Here is a 15,219-nt window from a genome sequence, read left to right as displayed (position 1 = left end):
AAGACCGCCCACACCCGCCCACTGCACACAGTCGGCTTTTGGCAAGCGGAGTGCGCAGGCCCGGATCAGCGAGTCGGGCCGGAGGCGTCAGCCGAGCAAAGCGAGGGAACGATGGAAGCCCGGATGGGGCGAGAGTCGCGCAGCGAGGCTCGATGCGCAGCACGACAGCGCGACGGCGGCACGCCGGGACGCCCGACTGCTTGGGACAGGGCTACTCGTTGTCGATTTTGCGCTGCTCGATCTGCAACTGTGCCCGCTGCGTTGCCTGTTGCAGTCGCTCCACCAGCACGCCCCTCGGCGGCAAGGCGGTCAGGTACTCGGCGACGTGGATGCCCGACTTGTCCAGCTCCAGCAATTCGATCTGCTCGCGCTTCTTGCCGGTGCAAAGGATGATTCCCAGCGGCGAGGCTTCCTCCGGCTCCCGTTCGTGCTTGTCCAGCCAGCGAAGGTAAAGCTCCATCTGTCCCTTGAAAGCCGCCTTGAACTCGCCGACCTTCAACTCCACTGCCACGAGCCGGCGCAGCTTGCGGTTGTAAAACAGCAGGTCGAGGTGGAAATCCTCGCCGTCAATTTGGATGCGCTTCTGCCGGGCCACGAAGCTGAAACCCGCGCCCAGCTCCAGCAGGAAGGATTCCATTTCCCGGATGATCGCCGCTTCCAGGTCGCCTTCCTGCCAAGTGTCCCGCAGCCCCAGGAAGTCGAGGATGTACGGGTCGCGCATGACCAGGGCGGGCGACATGCGCTGCGCATCGCGCATCGTCGCCAACTCCTGTGCGATCGTCTCGCCCGGCTTTTGGGACAGTGCCGTGCGCTCGTACAGCATCGAGTCGATGCGCTCGCGCAGCGTCCGCACGCTCCAGCGTTCGACGCTCGCCATCTGCGCGTAATAGTCCCGCTGGAGCGGGTCTTTCAGCGGGATCAGGGCGATGAAGTGCGTCCAGCTCAATTCTCGTATCAGTGATACGAGAATCTGCTCGTCGGGGAAGGTGGCTGCGAACTGCACCATGCGGCGCAGGTTCTGCTCGGCAAAGCTGTTGCCGTACTCCTTCACCAACTGCGCCGCCAGGGTAGGCAGGACTTCCTTGCCATAAGCGCCCCGGCGCCCGTCCAAGACCTGCGTATGGATGCGCTGGCCGATGCGCCAGTAGAGCATCGTCAGTTCGCTATTCACCGTCGAGGCGGCGCGCTTGCGCGCCGCCTCGATCAGTGCCCGAATGTCGCCCAGCAGCGCCGAAGGCGCTGCGGACGATGCTGCGGATGACCGGCGCGTGTTCATGCTGCCGCCTCCGCAAGCTGGCGCGCGCCCGTGATGGCCTGGCGCCGGCTGGCCACCAGCTCGGCGGCATCGCGCACCGGCTTGTCCTCGGTATGGACGTAGTGCATGAACATCGCCACGGTCTTGTGGCCCGTCAGCTTCATCCCCACCTTGGTCGGTACGCCAGAATTGGCAATGTCGGTCGTCGAGCGATGGCGGATGCCGTGCGTGCCGACGTGCGGGACGCCGGCGGCCTTGAGCACCCGGCACCAGCCGCCATAGTGTTCGCCAAAGGTCAGGTGCTTGGCCGGGTCGTTGGGCGACGGCAGGACATAAGGGCAGCCCTCCCGGCGCGGCGCCGTCGAAAGCAGCCGATAGGCTTCCTCGCTCATGGGCTTGGAAATGCCGCCGACCTTGCTGTCGGGCCACACCACGCGCCGGTTCTCGAAGTCCAGCCAGCTCCATTCGAGCGGGCAGATTTCGGAGCGCCGGGCGGCGAACTCGAATTGCAGCCGGATCGCCAGAGGGATGACGTAGTTCTCCAGCCCTTCCGCCTCCAGCTTCTCCAGATGGCGGAAGAGCCGCACCATTTCCTCGTCCACGATGAGCCGGGTTTCCTTGCCCGGCGGGTACATCGGGACGTGGCGGCACGGATTTGTGCCGTCCGGGCGGTAGCCCCACACTTCGGCCAGGTTGAACATCTTGCGCAGCACGCCGAAGGTCTTGTTCGCCTCGGTCGGCTTGTAGGCCAGCTTCTCCATCAGCCCGGCAATGTCGGGCCGCTTCACGTCATGCACCTTCTTGCGGCCCAGCAGCGGGATGATGTTGCGGTCGATGACGCCCTGATAGCCGTCCTGCGTGCTGGGCTTGTTGCGCTTCTTGGAGTAGTCCTCCATGAACTTCTTGCACAACTCGGCCATCGTGGGCGCCTTGCGCGCCTCGGCCTTGGCGCCGCCGGGGTCGCCGCCCCGGCGAACCTCGGCCAGCCAGTCCTGTGCCTTGACTCGTGCCTGTTCGACGGTCAGTTCCCCGTACAGCCCCAGCGAGGGCTTGCGGGGCTGGCCGGAGTTCGTGCGGTACTGGAGCATGAACACCCGGCGGCCCGTCGGGGTAATCTTGCACAGGAAGCCGGGCACCACGGTATCCCGCAGTTCAACATCCTTGGCCTGGGGCTGGGCCGCCTCCACGGCGGTCTTGGTGAGCTTGATCTTTGCCATGATGACTCCTTGGAACGACCCGGATTCCAAGAGCCAGATAGGAGCGGCGCGAGGGAAAACCGGGTCAAGTTTCAGAAAGCACCGGCATATGATGGACGCGCGTAAGCTATTGATAAACCTGCTGTATCGAGCTGCGGCGCAGTCCAGCGAACTACCGGGCTGGAGTCATCGTGAAACAAAAAAACCGGCCACCAGGGCCGGTTTTTTCATGCGCGCCGCAATTACAGCTTGCCGGCGTTCTCGCTCAGGTAGGCAGCAACGCCTTCTGGCGAAGCGTTCATGCCTTTGTCGCCTTTTTTCCAGTTGGCAGGGCACACTTCGCCGTGCTCTTCGTGGAACTGCAGGGCGTCAACCAGGCGCAGCAGCTCGTCCATGTTACGGCCCAGTGGCAGGTCGTTGATGATCTGCGAACGGACAACACCGTTGGTGTCGATCAGGAAGGCGCCACGGAAAGCCACGCCGCCTTCGGACTCGACGTCGTAGGCTTTGCAGATTTCGTGGGTCATGTCGGCAGCCAGGGTGTACTTCACCTGGCCGATGCCGCCGTTGTTGACCGGGGTGTTACGCCAGGCGTTGTGGGTGAAGTGCGAGTCGATCGAAACGCCGATCACTTCAACGTTGCGGGCCTGGAAGTCCGGGATGCGGTTGTCCAGGGCGATCAGCTCGGACGGGCAGACGAAGGTGAAGTCCAGCGGGTAGAAGAACACCAGGCCGTACTTGCCCTTGATGGCCGAAGCCAGGTTGAAGCTGTCGACGATCTCGCCATTGCCCAGCACGGCTGGAACGGTGAAATCGGGGGCTTTCTTACCAACGAGTACGCTCATTGTAATCTCCTGATGAGGGTGAAAAACCGTTTGCCGGGCCAGACGGGCTTGCCCGACATCCAACAAAGGCCGACCATCATACACGGCTTCTGGTGACAGGCCGAATCCATCAGGCGGGCAACCGCCGGTCGCTCAAGCACGGCCCTTTCAGAAAGTCCTTTGACAAGCATTCTCATTAACATTAAGCTCCACCCCATCGACTCAACCCGCGATGGTCAGCCCTTATGTATGTGTGTCTTTGTCTCGGCGTTACCGACGGACAGATCCGCGATGCGATCTATGAAGGATGCTGCAGTTACAAGGAAGTGCGAGCCGCGACCAATGTCGCAAGCCAGTGTGGCAAATGCGCCTGCCTGGCCAAGCAGGTGGTCCGCGAGACCCTGACCGAGCTTCAGGTCAGCCAGGCAGCCCTGCCCTACCCTGTGGAATTTACCGCAGCCTGAATGCCCAGATTTCAAAGAACCGGACCTTGTGTCCGGTTTTTTTATGCCTGTAATTCAATAAGTTAGCGCCGCAACGCGGTTCACAAACATTCTTATTCCTATTAATTTTCACTTATTATTCAATAACTTAGGTTTGACACTCCTAAGTATCGGGATCAAACTTCGCTGTATTGGCACACTTCTACAGGGCAGGAACCCGAAATGAAAGGCGACGTAAGCGTCATCCAGCATCTCAACAAGATCCTCGGAAACGAGCTGGTCGCGATCAACCAGTACTTCCTGCACGCACGCATGTACGAAGATTGGGGCCTGAACAAACTCGGCAAGCACGAGTACAAGGAATCCATCGACGAGATGAAGCACGCTGACAAACTGATCAAGCGTATTCTGTTCCTCGAAGGCATCCCGAACGTTCAGGACCTGGGCAAGCTGATGATCGGCGAGCACACCAAGGAAATGCTCGAGTGCGACCTGAAGCTCGAAAAGAAAGGCCTGGTCGACCTCAAGGCAGCCATCGCCCATTGCGAAACCGCTGGCGACTTCGGCTCGCGTGACATACTCGAAGACATCCTCGAATCCGAGGAAGAGCACATCGACTGGCTGGAAACCCAACTGGGGCTGATCGACAAGATCACTATCGAGAATTACCTGCAGTCGCAGATGGGCGAAGAGTAATTCTTCACCGCATAAAAAAACCCGCGATGCGCGGGTTTTTTTATGCTTGCCGGAAAATCAGGCTTCGGAAGCCTTGGCCTTGGCAGCCGCTTCCTTGATCAGGGTTTGCAACTCACCCTTTTCGAACATTTCCAGCATGATGTCGCTGCCGCCGACCAGCTCACCGGCTACCCACAGCTGTGGGAAGGTGGGCCAGTTGGCGTACTTTGGCAGGTTGGCGCGGATTTCCGGGTTCTGCAGGATGTCGACGTAGGCGAACTTCTCGCCACAACCCATCACAGCCTGCGATGCCTTGGCCGAGAACCCGCACTGCGGGGCATTCGGCGAGCCTTTCATGTAAAGCAGAATGGTGTTGTTGGCAATCTGCTCTTTGATCGTATCGATGATATCCATCTAGCACCTCAGCTGAACTTTCCGACGCGGTCGTCGGCACGGTGACGCATTGTAACGGAAAGCCGAGCGGCGTGCTCGGCCTTACCATTGCTCATGCGGCCTCTACCTGCACGGGCACGCCATTGAGTGCAGCGTTGCCGGAAACCGCGTCCCGAAGGCGCTCGTCGGTCAGGTCATTGGCACTCACGCCGGGTTGTGTCTGGGCGATCTGCATGTGCACGCCCTGGCGGCCATGGCCGAAGCCATGGGGCAGGCTGACCACACCCGGCATCATGTCATCGCAGGCCTGTACCTCGACTTCAAGGTCCCCCGTGCGCGAGCGGATACGTACCCGCTGGCCGTCCTGCAGGTGCCGCTGCTGCAAGTCTTGCGGGTGCATCAGCAACTGATGACGCGGCTTGCCTTTCACCAGGCGATGGAAATTGTGCATCCATGAGTTGTTGCTGCGTACATGTCGGCGGCCAATCAGCAACAGTTCGCCGGCTATCGGAGGCGCCTGTTGCGCCAGGCGCTGCACGTCGTCCAGCAACACTTGGGGGGCTGCTTCGACAGCCTTGCTGGCAGTTGCCAGGCGCCCGGCGAGGTTGCTGCGCAAAGGCCCGAGATCGAGCCCGTGCGGGTGATTGGCCAGTGTTGCCAGCGAGAGCTGCCATGGCGTTGCCTCACCGTAGCGCCCTTTGCGCAGGGCCATGTCGATCATCTGCGCCGGGGCCCAGGTCGGTTTCAACGCCAGCTCGGCACGCCTGGCAAACGCCTGCGCCAGGCCGACGAAGATTTCCCAGTCGTGCAGCGCGCCTTCCGGCTTGGCCAGGATCGCCCGATTGAAACGGGTGACGTTGCGCACGGCCAGCAGGTTGAAGGTGCTGTCGTAGTGGTCGTTTTCCAGCGCGCTGGTGGAAGGCAGAATCAGGTCGGCATGCCGGGTGGTTTCGTTGATGTAGAGGTCGATGCTGAGCATGAACTCCAGCCCCTCCAGGGCTGCATCTAGCTGGCGACCGTTAGGTGTGGATAGCACGGGGTTGCCGGCCACTGTCACCAGTGCGCGAACCTGCCCTTCGCCTGGTGTCAACATCTCTTCGGCCAGCGCCGCCACGGGCAGCTCACCACCGTACTCGGGCAAGCCCGATACCCGGCTTTGCCAGGCGTTGAAATGGCCACCCGAGGTGGTCGCCACCAGATCGACGGCAGGCTCCGTACACAACGCGCCACCTTCACGATCGAGGTTACCGGTCACCAAGTTGATCAGTTGCACCAGCCAATGACAGAGGGTACCGAAGACTTGGGTAGAGACCCCCATGCGCCCATAACATACGGCCTTGCCTGCAGCGGCGAAATCCCGTGCCAGCTGACGGATATCCGCAGCGGCAATACCACAATGCACGCTCATGGCCTCGGCGCTGAGCGGCGCAAGCGCTTCGCGCACTTGTTGCAGGCCGTTGACCGGCAAGTGCGAACCCTGCGCCAGGCCGTCCTCGAACAGGGTGTTGAGCAAGCCACACAAAAAGGCCGCATCGCCACCCGGGCGAATAAACAGATGGGTATCGGCCATGGCCGCCGTCTCGCTGCGCCGTGGGTCTACCACTACCAGGCGCCCTCCCCGCCCGCGCAAGGCTTTCAGGCGCTTTTCCACATCTGGCACGGTCATGATGCTGCCGTTGGAGGCCAGCGGATTGCCGCCGAGAATCAGCATGAAGTCCGTCTGGTCGATATCCGGGATCGGCAGCAGCAGGCCATGGCCATACATGAGGTGGCTGACCAGATGTTGTGGCAACTGGTCCACCGAAGTGGCCGAGAAACGGTTGCGCGTCTTGAGCAGGCCAAGGAAGTAGTTGCTGTGGGTCATCAGGCCATAGTTATGCACGCTCGGGTTACCCTGGTACACCGCCACGGCATTGCGCCCGTGCGCTTGCTGGATCGCCCACAGCTTGTCGGCGGCCAGGGCAAAGGCCTCGTCCCAGCCAATGGCCTCCCAGCGCTCTCCCACCCGCTTGTGCGGCTGGCGCAGGCGGTCGGGGTCGTTCTGGATGTCTTGCAGGGCCACAGCCTTGGGGCACACATGGCCGCGGCTGAACGGGTCCTCGGGGTCGCCTTTGATCGAGCTGATCAGCGCCCGCCCATCGTCTTCGTGGCTGACTTCGATGTTCAGCCCGCAGATCGCTTCGCACAGGTGACAGGCACGGTGGTGCAGGGTCTTGGTCATGGCCGCCTCTGCCTTGTTGTTGTCGAACAGTGACTATGCGCCCGGCCCCTCCCCCGGGCCAGCGCCCTTCGCCGTGTGAATCCACCGACATCAGGCGCACGATTCGCGACAGCCATTTGCCAAATTGCCAGCAAGCCGTGTACAACCCTGTGTAGTAAATAAAAAACAGCACCGGCCAGCGGGTAAAGACACCCTTTGCAACATCCTTTCGAATAGGCCGCTGTTTCCCCCTTGGCTTGAGGCGACATTTACTTATAGTATTGCGCCTTTCCCTATTTCGTCCGCCCCGTGCGGCTTACGCCGCAGGTCACTCCCGTTGTCAAAAAAAACCATACGGTCGACCTGCATACCGTTGCAGATAAGGTAGTCAATCATGAGCGCTAGGCACTTTCTCTCCCTGCTGGACTTCACCACCGACGAATTGCTCGGGGTGATCCGCCGCGGCATCGAGCTGAAGGACCTGCGCAAGCGAGGCGTGCTGTTCGAGCCCCTGAAGAATCGCGTATTGGGCATGATCTTCGAGAAGTCCTCGACCCGCACCCGGGTATCGTTCGAAGCCGGCATGATCCAACTCGGTGGCCAGGCCATCTTCCTGTCGCCGCGCGATACCCAGCTGGGCCGTGGCGAGCCGATCGGCGACAGCGCCATCGTGCTGTCGAGCATGGTCGACGTGGTGATGATCCGTACCCACGCCCACAGCACCCTGACCGAATTCGCCGCCAAATCGCGCGTACCGGTTATCAACGGCCTGTCCGACGAGTCGCACCCGTGCCAGCTGCTGGCCGACATGCAGACGTTCCTGGAACACCGCGGTTCGATCCAGGGCAAGACCGTGACCTGGATCGGCGACGGCTTCAACATGTGCAACTCCTATATCGAGGCTGCCCGGCAGTTCGATTTCCAGCTGCGCATCGCCTGCCCCGAAGGCTACGAGCCGGATGAACGCTTCATGGCGCTGGGCGGTGACCGCGTGCAGATCATCCGTGACGCCAAGGAAGCCGTACGTGGCGCTCACCTTGTGGTCACCGATGTCTGGACTTCCATGGGCCAGGAGGAGGAAACTGCACGGCGCCTGGCGCATTTCGCGCCTTATCAGGTCACCCGCGAACTGCTCGACCTGGCGGCACCCGATGTCCTCTTCATGCACTGCCTGCCCGCCCACCGTGGCGAGGAAATCAGCCAGGACCTGCTCGACGACCCTCGTTCGGTCGCCTGGGACGAAGCTGAAAACCGCCTGCATGCACAGAAGGCGCTTCTCGAATTCCTTGTAGAACCGGCTTACCACCACGCATGAGTCAACCCCTATTGCTCAACTTGCGCAACCTCGCCTGCGGCTATGGCGACCAGCGCATCGTCCAGAACCTCAACCTGCACCTGAACGCAGGCGACATCGGTTGCCTGCTGGGTTCATCCGGTTGTGGCAAAACCACCACCCTGCGCGCCATTGCCGGCTTCGAGCCGGTGCATGACGGTGAAATCCAGCTGGCCGGCGAAGTCATTTCCCGCGCCGGCTTCACCCTGGCCCCGGAAAAGCGCCGCATCGGCATGGTGTTCCAGGACTACGCGCTGTTCCCGCACCTGACCGTGGCGCAGAACATTGCGTTTGGCATCGCCAAGCACCCGCGCCAGGCCGCCGTAATCGAAGAGATGCTCGAACTGGTCAAGCTGAGCGGCCTGGGCGGGCGTTACCCGCATGAGCTGTCTGGTGGCCAGCAGCAACGGGTCGCTTTGGCGCGCGCACTGGCGCCAGAGCCACAGTTGCTGCTGCTCGACGAACCGTTCTCCAACCTTGACGTGGAGCTGCGTCGGCGCCTGAGCCACGAGGTTCGCGATATTCTCAAAAGCCGCGGCACCAGCGCCATCCTGGTGACCCATGACCAGGAAGAAGCGTTTGCCGTCAGCGATCAGGTGGGCGTGTTCAAGGAAGGACGTCTGGAGCAGTGGGACACGCCCTACAACCTTTACCACGAGCCACAAACACCGTTCGTGGCCAGCTTCATCGGCCAGGGGTACTTCATCCGGGGACAGATGAGCAGCCACGAGGCCGTCAATACCGAGCTGGGTGAACTGCGCGGCAACCGTGCCTACATCATGGCGCCAGGTAGCTCGGTGGATGTGCTGCTGCGCCCGGACGATATCGTGTATGCGCCGGACAGCCCGCTGAGGGCGGCTATCGTGGGCAAAAGTTTCCTGGGGGCATCGACCTTGTATCGCCTGCAACTGCCGACTGGCAGCCAGCTGGAGGCGATTTTCCCCAGCCATGTCGACCATCAGGTGGGTGGGGATGTGGGGATCGCGGTGAAGGCCGATCACCTGGTGCTGTTCCCGGTGCCGGGCAGTGTGGCGGCGCAATTGCTTCGGCAGGAGAATGGCGTGCGTCGATACAGTTCGGCGACCTGACTTTAGATCCTTGGGGCCGCTTTGCGGCCCCAGATACTCAGCCTCGACCGATCCCGGCAAACTTGCCCTGGGTATGCTCGGCCAGCACCGCTGCGGCCAACTCCACTTCCAGCCCACGCCGGCCAGCACTGACATGGATGGTTGCAAAGTTTTGCGCTGAATCATCAATGAACGTCCGCAGACGTTTCTTCTGCCCCAACGGGCTGATCCCACCGACCAGATAACCCGTGGCACGTTGCGCCACCGCAGGGTCGGCCATTTCGCACTTCTTCACCCCGGCAGCATGGGCCAGGGCCTTCAGGTCCAAAGTGCCCACCACGGGCACCACCGCCACCAGCAACTCCCCCTTCTCGCTGCTCGCCAGCAACGTCTTGAACACCTGCTGCGGGTCGAGCCCCAGCTTTTCTGCTGCCTCCAGGCCGTAGGATGCCGACTTGGGGTCATGCTCATAACTGTGTACGCGGTGCTCGGCACGGTGCTTCTTCAACAGGTCTAGGGCGGGGGTCATGCAGGGGCTCCGGTCTTGGACGGCTCGGCGGCTACTTTAGGACAATTCCCACATCCCAGCCAGCGCACCGCAATTGGGCACCTCTAGCACGGGGATCCGAGGCTGATTTTAGCGGCCATATCGTGACTGGTCGTTCACTTTCGACCTTTGACATCAGCGTTTCTTGTCTATATTTTTTCGTTTCTGAATAAATGGTGCACTTATAAGGTGCATTTCCTACATCTGCCCGGGGTCAATGGGGATAGACACCGGGCTTTGCTGTCGAGCGCCACGCGCCTCACAACAAAAAAAACGAGGTCATACATGACGACTGCTCTACGCCAACCCACGCTGTCCAGCCAATGCCTGGCCGAGTTTCTCGGCACCGCCCTGTTGATCTTTTTCGGTACCGGCTGCGTTGCCGCCCTCAAGGTCGCCGGCGCCAGCTTCGGCCTATGGGAAATCAGTATCATCTGGGGCGTCGGCGTGAGCATGGCGATCTACCTCACCGCCGGCATTTCCGGCGCGCACCTGAACCCGGCCGTGAGCATCGCCCTCACCCTGTTTGCCGGTTTCGACAAGCGCAAGCTGCCCTTCTACATGCTGGCCCAGGTGTGCGGCGCGTTCTGTGGGGCAGCGCTGGTGTATACCCTGTACAGCAACCTGTTCTTCGATTTCGAACAGGCCCACGCCATGTTGCGCGGTAGCGAAGCCAGCCTGGAGCTGGCCTCGGTATTCTCCACCTACCCACACCCGTCGCTGTCCACCGGCCAGGCATTTCTGGTGGAAGTGGTGATCACCGCCATCCTGATGGCCGTGATCATGGCCCTGACCGACGACAACAACGGCCTCCCACGCGGAGCCATGGCACCGCTGCTGATCGGCCTGCTGATTGCCGTGATCGGCAGTGCCATGGGCCCCTTGACCGGCTTTGCGATGAACCCGGCCCGCGACTTCGGGCCAAAACTCATGACCTTCCTGGCCGGCTGGGGCGAAATCGCCTTCACTGGCGGGCGGGATATTCCTTATTTCCTGGTTCCGGTGTTCGCACCAATCCTTGGCGCCTGCGTGGGTGCTGCGACCTATCGCGGCCTTATCGCCCGCAACTTGCCAACGGCACCTGCCGCGAACCCTGAGACAAATGACATCCGCCAGGGCGATACTCAAGCCAGTTGATGCCGGCATCACGCCCAGCCCTGACCCCCTATTTTTGCAAGGCCTACGACCATGACAGACACCCAGGATAAGAACTACATCATCGCCCTGGACCAGGGCACCACCAGTTCGCGGGCAATCATTTTCGACCGCGACGCCAATGTGGTGGGTACCTCCCAGCGCGAGTTCGCCCAGCACTACCCGCAGGCGGGCTGGGTCGAGCACGACCCGATGGAGATCTTCGCCACGCAAAGCGCGACCATGGTCGAAGCCCTGGCCCAGGCCGGTATCAGCCACGCTCAGGTCGCGGCACTGGGCATTACCAACCAGCGCGAAACCACCGTGGTATGGGACAAGGAAACCGGTCGCCCGGTGTACAACGCCATCGTCTGGCAGTGCCGCCGCAGTACCGAAATTTGTGCCCAGCTCAAGCGTGACGGGCATGAAGCCTACATTCGCGAAACAACCGGCCTGGTCACCGACCCCTACTTCTCTGGCACCAAGCTGAAGTGGATTCTCGACAACGTCGAAGGCGCGCGTGAACGTGCCGAGCGTGGCGAGCTGCTGTTCGGCACCATCGATACCTGGCTGATCTGGAAGTTCTCCGGCGGCAAGGTACACGTCACCGACTACACCAATGCCTCGCGCACGCTGATGTTCAACATCCACAGCCTGCAATGGGATGACAAGCTGCTGGAGATCCTGGGCATCCCGCGCCAGATGCTGCCAGAGGTGCGCCCGTCCTCGGAGGTGTACGGCCACACCAAGAGCGGCATCGCCATCGCCGGTATCGCCGGCGACCAGCAGTCGGCACTGTTTGGCCAGATGTGCGTGGAGCCAGGCCAGGCCAAGAACACCTACGGCACCGGCTGCTTCCTGCTGATGAACACCGGCGACAAGGCGGTAACGTCGTCCCATGGCCTGCTCACCACCATCGCCTGCGGCCCGCGTGGCGAGGTGGCCTACGCGCTGGAAGGTGCGGTGTTCAACGGTGGTTCCACCGTGCAATGGCTGCGTGACGAACTGAAAATCGTCAACGATGCTTTGGATACCGAGTACTTCGCCAGCAAGGTCAAGGACAGCAACGGCGTCTACCTGGTGCCTGCCTTCACCGGCCTGGGTGCCCCGTACTGGGACCCTTATGCCCGTGGCGCGCTGTTCGGCCTGACCCGTGGCGTGAAGGTAGACCACATCATCCGCGCCGCACTGGAGTCGATCGCTTACCAGACCCGCGATGTACTCGACGCCATGCAGCAAGATTGCGGCCAGCGCCTGTCCGAGCTGCGCGTGGACGGCGGTGCGGTGGCCAACAACTTCCTCATGCAGTTCCAGGCCGACATCCTCGGCACCTGCGTAGAGCGGCCGAAGATGCGCGAAACCACAGCGCTGGGCGCCGCCTATCTGGCTGGCCTGGCCTGTGGCTTCTGGAGTGGCCTGGACGAGCTGCGCGATAAAGCCATCATCGAGCGCGAATTCAGCCCACAGCTGGATGAAGCGCAGAAAGAGAAGCTGTATGCCGGCTGGAAAAAAGCGGTCGAGCGCACCCGTGACTGGGAAGATCACGAGGCGTAATGCCTATCGGGGCCGCCACGCGGCCCCAATCGTCTACTGGCCGTCATCCGCGTCCTACGGCATCATTGCAGAATTTGTCCGGCAGCCCCAAAGGACCGCCCCATGAATCTGCCCCCCCGCCAACAACAAATCCTCGAACTGGTGCGTGAGCGCGGTTACGTCAGTATCGAAGAAATGGCGCAGCTGTTTGTCGTGACACCGCAAACCATCCGCCGTGATATCAACCAGCTGGCCGAACTCAATTTGCTACGTCGCTACCACGGTGGCGCGGCCTACGACTCGAGCGTGGAAAACACCGCTTACGCCATGCGTGCCGACCAGATGCGCGACGAAAAGCAACGCATCGCCGAAGCCGTAGCCCGGCAGATTCCCGACCATGCTTCGGTGTTCATCAACATTGGCACCACCACCGAATCCATCGCCCGGGCACTGCTCAATCACAACCACCTGAAGGTCATCACCAATAACCTGCATGTGGCTGCGATCCTCGCCGCCAAGGATGACTTCGAAGTGCTGGTGGCCGGTGGCACGGTACGCCGCGATGGCGGGGTGGTCGGCCAGGCCAGTGTCGACTTCATCAACCAGTTCAAGGTCGACTTCGCCTTGGTCGGCATCAGCGGCATCGATGAAGACGGCAGCCTGCTCGACTTCGACTATCAGGAAGTGCGGGTATCTCAGGCCATCATCGCCAATGCCCGGCAAGTGATCCTTGCCGCCGACTCCAGCAAGTTCGGGCGCAATGCCATGGTGCGTCTGGGCTCAATCAGCCTGGTCGATTGCCTGGTAACCGACCAGGCGCCAACGACCACCCTCACCCAACTGCTCAACCAGTACAAGATCCGCCTCGAGGTGGTTTGAGCCGCCTGCGGGCTGCCAAGCGGCCCGCTATTTTCGTAAATGTTCACTTTATTGTCATCTGATCAGTTTTTTCTATAAAGACTGACTGGCGACCGGCTTTCTGTTGCGCTAGTATTTTCGAAAACGAACATCAATGTTCATATTCGATGTAAACAGCACCAGGAGGCCTTGCCCGTGTCCCAGCCCGTTTCGTCCCAGCCCCCACTCGCCGACTGCTATGACCTCGCCGTGATCGGCGGTGGCATCAATGGCGTGGGCATCGCTGCCGACGCCGCTGGGCGTGGCCTGAAGGTATTTCTTTGCGAGAAGGACGACCTGGCCCAACACACCTCGTCAGCCAGCAGCAAATTGATCCACGGCGGCCTGCGCTACCTGGAGCACTACGAGTTCCGCCTGGTGCGTGAAGCGCTGGCTGAACGTGAAGTGCTGCTGGCCAAGGCACCGCACATCGTCAAACCGATGCGCTTTGTTTTGCCACACCGCCCGCACCTGCGCCCGGCGTGGATGATTCGTGCAGGCCTGTTCCTGTATGACCACCTGGGCAAGCGCAAGCGCCTGGGTGCCTCGCGCAGCCTGCGCTTCGGCCCGGGCTACCCGCTCAAGCCGGCCATCACCCGCGGTTTCGAATACGCCGATTGCGCGGTGGACGACGCCCGCCTGGTGGTGCTGAACGCCATGGCAGCTCGCGAACATGGCGCGCACGTGCGCACCCGCACCCGTTGCCTGCGCGCCGAGCGCGTCGATGGCCTGTGGGAGGTGTCGCTGCAACACGCCGATGGCAGCCTGCAGACCATTCGCGCCCGCGCCCTGGTGAACGCCGCCGGCCCATGGGTCGCCAGCTTCATCAAGGACGACCTAAAGCTTGATGCGCCCTACGGCATCCGCCTGATCCAGGGCAGCCACATCATCGTCCCGCGCCTGTATGAGGGCGAGCATGCCTATATCCTGCAGAACGAAGACCAACGCATCGTCTTCTGCATCCCCTACCTGGATCGCTTCACCCTGATCGGTACCACCGACCGCGAATACAGCGCAGACCCGGCCAAGGTGGCGATTACCGAGCAGGAAACCGACTACCTGTTGAAGGTCGTGAACGAACACTTCAACCATCAACTCAGCCGCGCCGACATCCTGCACACCTATTCCGGCGTGCGTCCGCTGTGCAACGACGAGTCTGATAACCCATCTGCGGTGACCCGCGACTACACCTTGGCATTGTCTGCCGCCGATGGCGAAGCACCGTTGTTGTCAGTGTTCGGTGGCAAGTTGACTACCTACCGCAAACTGGCCGAGTCGGCCATGGTGGAGCTCAAGCCATTCTTCACCCAGATGCGCGACAGCTGGACTGCCGAAGCTACCTTGCCAGGTGGCGAAAACATGACAACCGTCCAAGCATTGGTCGATGCCATCCTTGCCCGCAATGGCTGGTTGCCGGTAGACATTGCAAAGCGCTGGGCCGTGACCTATGGCAGCCGCGTCTGGAGCTTGCTGGACGGCGTCAGCGGGCCAGACGATTTGGGCCAGGCCATCGGTGGCGGGCTGTTCAGCCGGGAAGTCGATTATTTGCGTAAGCAAGAATGGGCAATCAGTGCCGACGATATTCTCTGGCGGCGCACCAAGCTGGGCTTGTTCACCTCGGCAAGTGAACAAGAAACGCTGAAAGACTATCTAAAGGAAACCGCCTGCAACGTGTCGGTTGGCGATCAGGCTGCATGAGTTGACTCGGCGCGATGCATGAGC

Annotated in this window: 14 protein-coding genes; 8 read left to right on the top strand and 6 right to left on the bottom strand. The window is 61.4% G+C overall.

Features of this window, described 5'->3' with window-relative positions; genetic code table 11:
• Positions 1-211 precede the first annotated feature (211 nt).
• The 3 genes from PM2_RS03640 to PM2_RS03630 all read right to left on the bottom strand — a co-directional run bounded on the left by PM2_RS03640 (position 212) and on the right by PM2_RS03630 (position 3,296).
• A complete protein-coding gene (locus PM2_RS03640) occupies positions 212-1,276 on the bottom strand; it encodes a PDDEXK nuclease domain-containing protein (RefSeq protein WP_003103173.1) in 1,065 nt (354 codons plus the stop codon).
• Positions 1,273-2,472, bottom strand: a complete 1,200-nt coding sequence (locus PM2_RS03635; RefSeq protein WP_003103175.1) for a tyrosine-type recombinase/integrase — start codon at positions 2,470-2,472, stop codon at positions 1,273-1,275. Before PM2_RS03635 ends, PM2_RS03640 begins: the two co-directional genes overlap by 4 nt.
• A gap of 221 nt (positions 2,473-2,693) precedes the next feature.
• Positions 2,694-3,296 carry a peroxiredoxin gene (locus PM2_RS03630; protein ID WP_012273884.1) on the bottom strand — a complete coding sequence of 201 codons (603 nt, stop codon included), beginning with the start codon at positions 3,294-3,296 and terminating at the stop codon, positions 2,694-2,696.
• Between the two features lie 224 nt (positions 3,297-3,520).
• Here PM2_RS03630 and PM2_RS03620 point away from each other — a divergent pair, with 224 nt between their 5' ends.
• Together PM2_RS03620 and bfr are read left to right on the top strand one after the other, a co-directional pair.
• Entirely contained in the window at positions 3,521-3,739 is a 219-nt protein-coding gene (locus PM2_RS03620; RefSeq protein WP_016713743.1) for a bacterioferritin-associated ferredoxin, read from the top strand.
• Between the two features lie 201 nt (positions 3,740-3,940).
• Complete coding sequence (gene bfr / locus PM2_RS03615) at positions 3,941-4,414, top strand: bacterioferritin (protein WP_016713742.1); 474 nt, start codon at positions 3,941-3,943, stop codon at positions 4,412-4,414.
• Between the two features lie 57 nt (positions 4,415-4,471).
• Here the strand turns inward: bfr and grxD are convergent, their stop codons facing one another.
• Both grxD and PM2_RS03605 read right to left on the bottom strand, forming a co-directional pair.
• Positions 4,472-4,807: a Grx4 family monothiol glutaredoxin gene (grxD, locus tag PM2_RS03610; RefSeq protein WP_016713741.1), complete on the bottom strand. Its 336-nt coding sequence runs from the start codon at positions 4,805-4,807 to the stop codon at positions 4,472-4,474.
• A gap of 91 nt (positions 4,808-4,898) precedes the next feature.
• Positions 4,899-7,007, bottom strand: a complete 2,109-nt coding sequence (locus PM2_RS03605) for a molybdopterin oxidoreductase family protein (RefSeq protein ID WP_028698554.1) — start codon at positions 7,005-7,007, stop codon at positions 4,899-4,901.
• 373 nt (positions 7,008-7,380) lie between these two features.
• On the opposite strand from PM2_RS03605, the gene argF reads away from it, so the two are divergent.
• Positions 7,381-8,301, top strand: coding sequence for an ornithine carbamoyltransferase (argF, locus tag PM2_RS03600; RefSeq protein WP_016713738.1), 921 nt, complete (start codon positions 7,381-7,383; stop codon positions 8,299-8,301).
• On the top strand, positions 8,298-9,407 hold the full coding sequence (locus tag PM2_RS03595; RefSeq protein ID WP_016713737.1) for an ABC transporter ATP-binding protein: 1,110 nt from the start codon (positions 8,298-8,300) through the stop codon (positions 9,405-9,407). The genes argF and PM2_RS03595 overlap by 4 nt, the downstream gene beginning before the upstream one ends.
• A 37-nt stretch (positions 9,408-9,444) precedes the next feature.
• Here PM2_RS03595 and ybaK read toward each other — a convergent pair whose 3' ends face one another.
• Complete coding sequence (ybaK, locus tag PM2_RS03590) at positions 9,445-9,915, bottom strand: Cys-tRNA(Pro) deacylase (protein ID WP_016713736.1); 471 nt, start codon at positions 9,913-9,915, stop codon at positions 9,445-9,447.
• Positions 9,916-10,218: 303 nt separating this feature from the next.
• On the opposite strand from ybaK, the gene PM2_RS03585 reads away from it, so the two are divergent.
• From PM2_RS03585 to glpD, 4 genes are all read left to right on the top strand, one after another.
• A complete protein-coding gene (locus tag PM2_RS03585) occupies positions 10,219-11,070 on the top strand; it encodes an MIP/aquaporin family protein (RefSeq protein ID WP_028698555.1) in 852 nt (283 codons plus the stop codon).
• A gap of 51 nt (positions 11,071-11,121) precedes the next feature.
• Positions 11,122-12,621: a glycerol kinase GlpK gene (glpK, locus tag PM2_RS03580; protein WP_016713734.1), complete on the top strand. Its 1,500-nt coding sequence runs from the start codon at positions 11,122-11,124 to the stop codon at positions 12,619-12,621.
• A 102-nt stretch (positions 12,622-12,723) separates the two neighbouring features.
• Positions 12,724-13,479: a DNA-binding transcriptional repressor GlpR gene (gene glpR / locus PM2_RS03575; RefSeq protein ID WP_016713733.1), complete on the top strand. Its 756-nt coding sequence runs from the start codon at positions 12,724-12,726 to the stop codon at positions 13,477-13,479.
• A gap of 174 nt (positions 13,480-13,653) precedes the next feature.
• Positions 13,654-15,195, top strand: coding sequence for a glycerol-3-phosphate dehydrogenase (gene glpD, locus PM2_RS03570; protein ID WP_016713732.1), 1,542 nt, complete (start codon positions 13,654-13,656; stop codon positions 15,193-15,195).
• The last annotated feature ends 24 nt before the right edge of the window (positions 15,196-15,219 follow it).

It is taken from the genome of Pseudomonas monteilii NBRC 103158 = DSM 14164 (genome assembly GCF_000730605.1).
Classification (GTDB): Bacteria; Pseudomonadota; Gammaproteobacteria; order Pseudomonadales; family Pseudomonadaceae; genus Aquipseudomonas; species Aquipseudomonas monteilii.
The sequence above is the reverse complement of the archived record's forward strand: the minus strand, read 5'-3'. Positions and strand labels throughout refer to the sequence as shown.

What these genes read in the sequence shown, in the direction of transcription:
- PM2_RS03640 (WP_003103173.1), bottom strand. Translation starts at nt 1,276, where the DNA reads ATGAACACGCGCCGGTCATCCGCAGCATCGTCCGCAGCGCCTTCGGCG.
- PM2_RS03635 (WP_003103175.1), bottom strand. Translation starts at nt 2,472, where the DNA reads ATGGCAAAGATCAAGCTCACCAAGACCGCCGTGGAGGCGGCCCAGCCC.
- PM2_RS03630 (WP_012273884.1), bottom strand. Translation starts at nt 3,296, where the DNA reads ATGAGCGTACTCGTTGGTAAGAAAGCCCCCGATTTCACCGTTCCAGCC.
- PM2_RS03620 (WP_016713743.1), top strand. Translation starts at nt 3,521, where the DNA reads ATGTATGTGTGTCTTTGTCTCGGCGTTACCGACGGACAGATCCGCGAT.
- bfr (WP_016713742.1), top strand. Translation starts at nt 3,941, where the DNA reads ATGAAAGGCGACGTAAGCGTCATCCAGCATCTCAACAAGATCCTCGGA.
- grxD (WP_016713741.1), bottom strand. Translation starts at nt 4,807, where the DNA reads ATGGATATCATCGATACGATCAAAGAGCAGATTGCCAACAACACCATT.
- PM2_RS03605 (WP_028698554.1), bottom strand. Translation starts at nt 7,007, where the DNA reads ATGACCAAGACCCTGCACCACCGTGCCTGTCACCTGTGCGAAGCGATC.
- argF (WP_016713738.1), top strand. Translation starts at nt 7,381, where the DNA reads ATGAGCGCTAGGCACTTTCTCTCCCTGCTGGACTTCACCACCGACGAA.
- PM2_RS03595 (WP_016713737.1), top strand. Translation starts at nt 8,298, where the DNA reads ATGAGTCAACCCCTATTGCTCAACTTGCGCAACCTCGCCTGCGGCTAT.
- ybaK (WP_016713736.1), bottom strand. Translation starts at nt 9,915, where the DNA reads ATGACCCCCGCCCTAGACCTGTTGAAGAAGCACCGTGCCGAGCACCGC.
- PM2_RS03585 (WP_028698555.1), top strand. Translation starts at nt 10,219, where the DNA reads ATGACGACTGCTCTACGCCAACCCACGCTGTCCAGCCAATGCCTGGCC.
- glpK (WP_016713734.1), top strand. Translation starts at nt 11,122, where the DNA reads ATGACAGACACCCAGGATAAGAACTACATCATCGCCCTGGACCAGGGC.
- glpR (WP_016713733.1), top strand. Translation starts at nt 12,724, where the DNA reads ATGAATCTGCCCCCCCGCCAACAACAAATCCTCGAACTGGTGCGTGAG.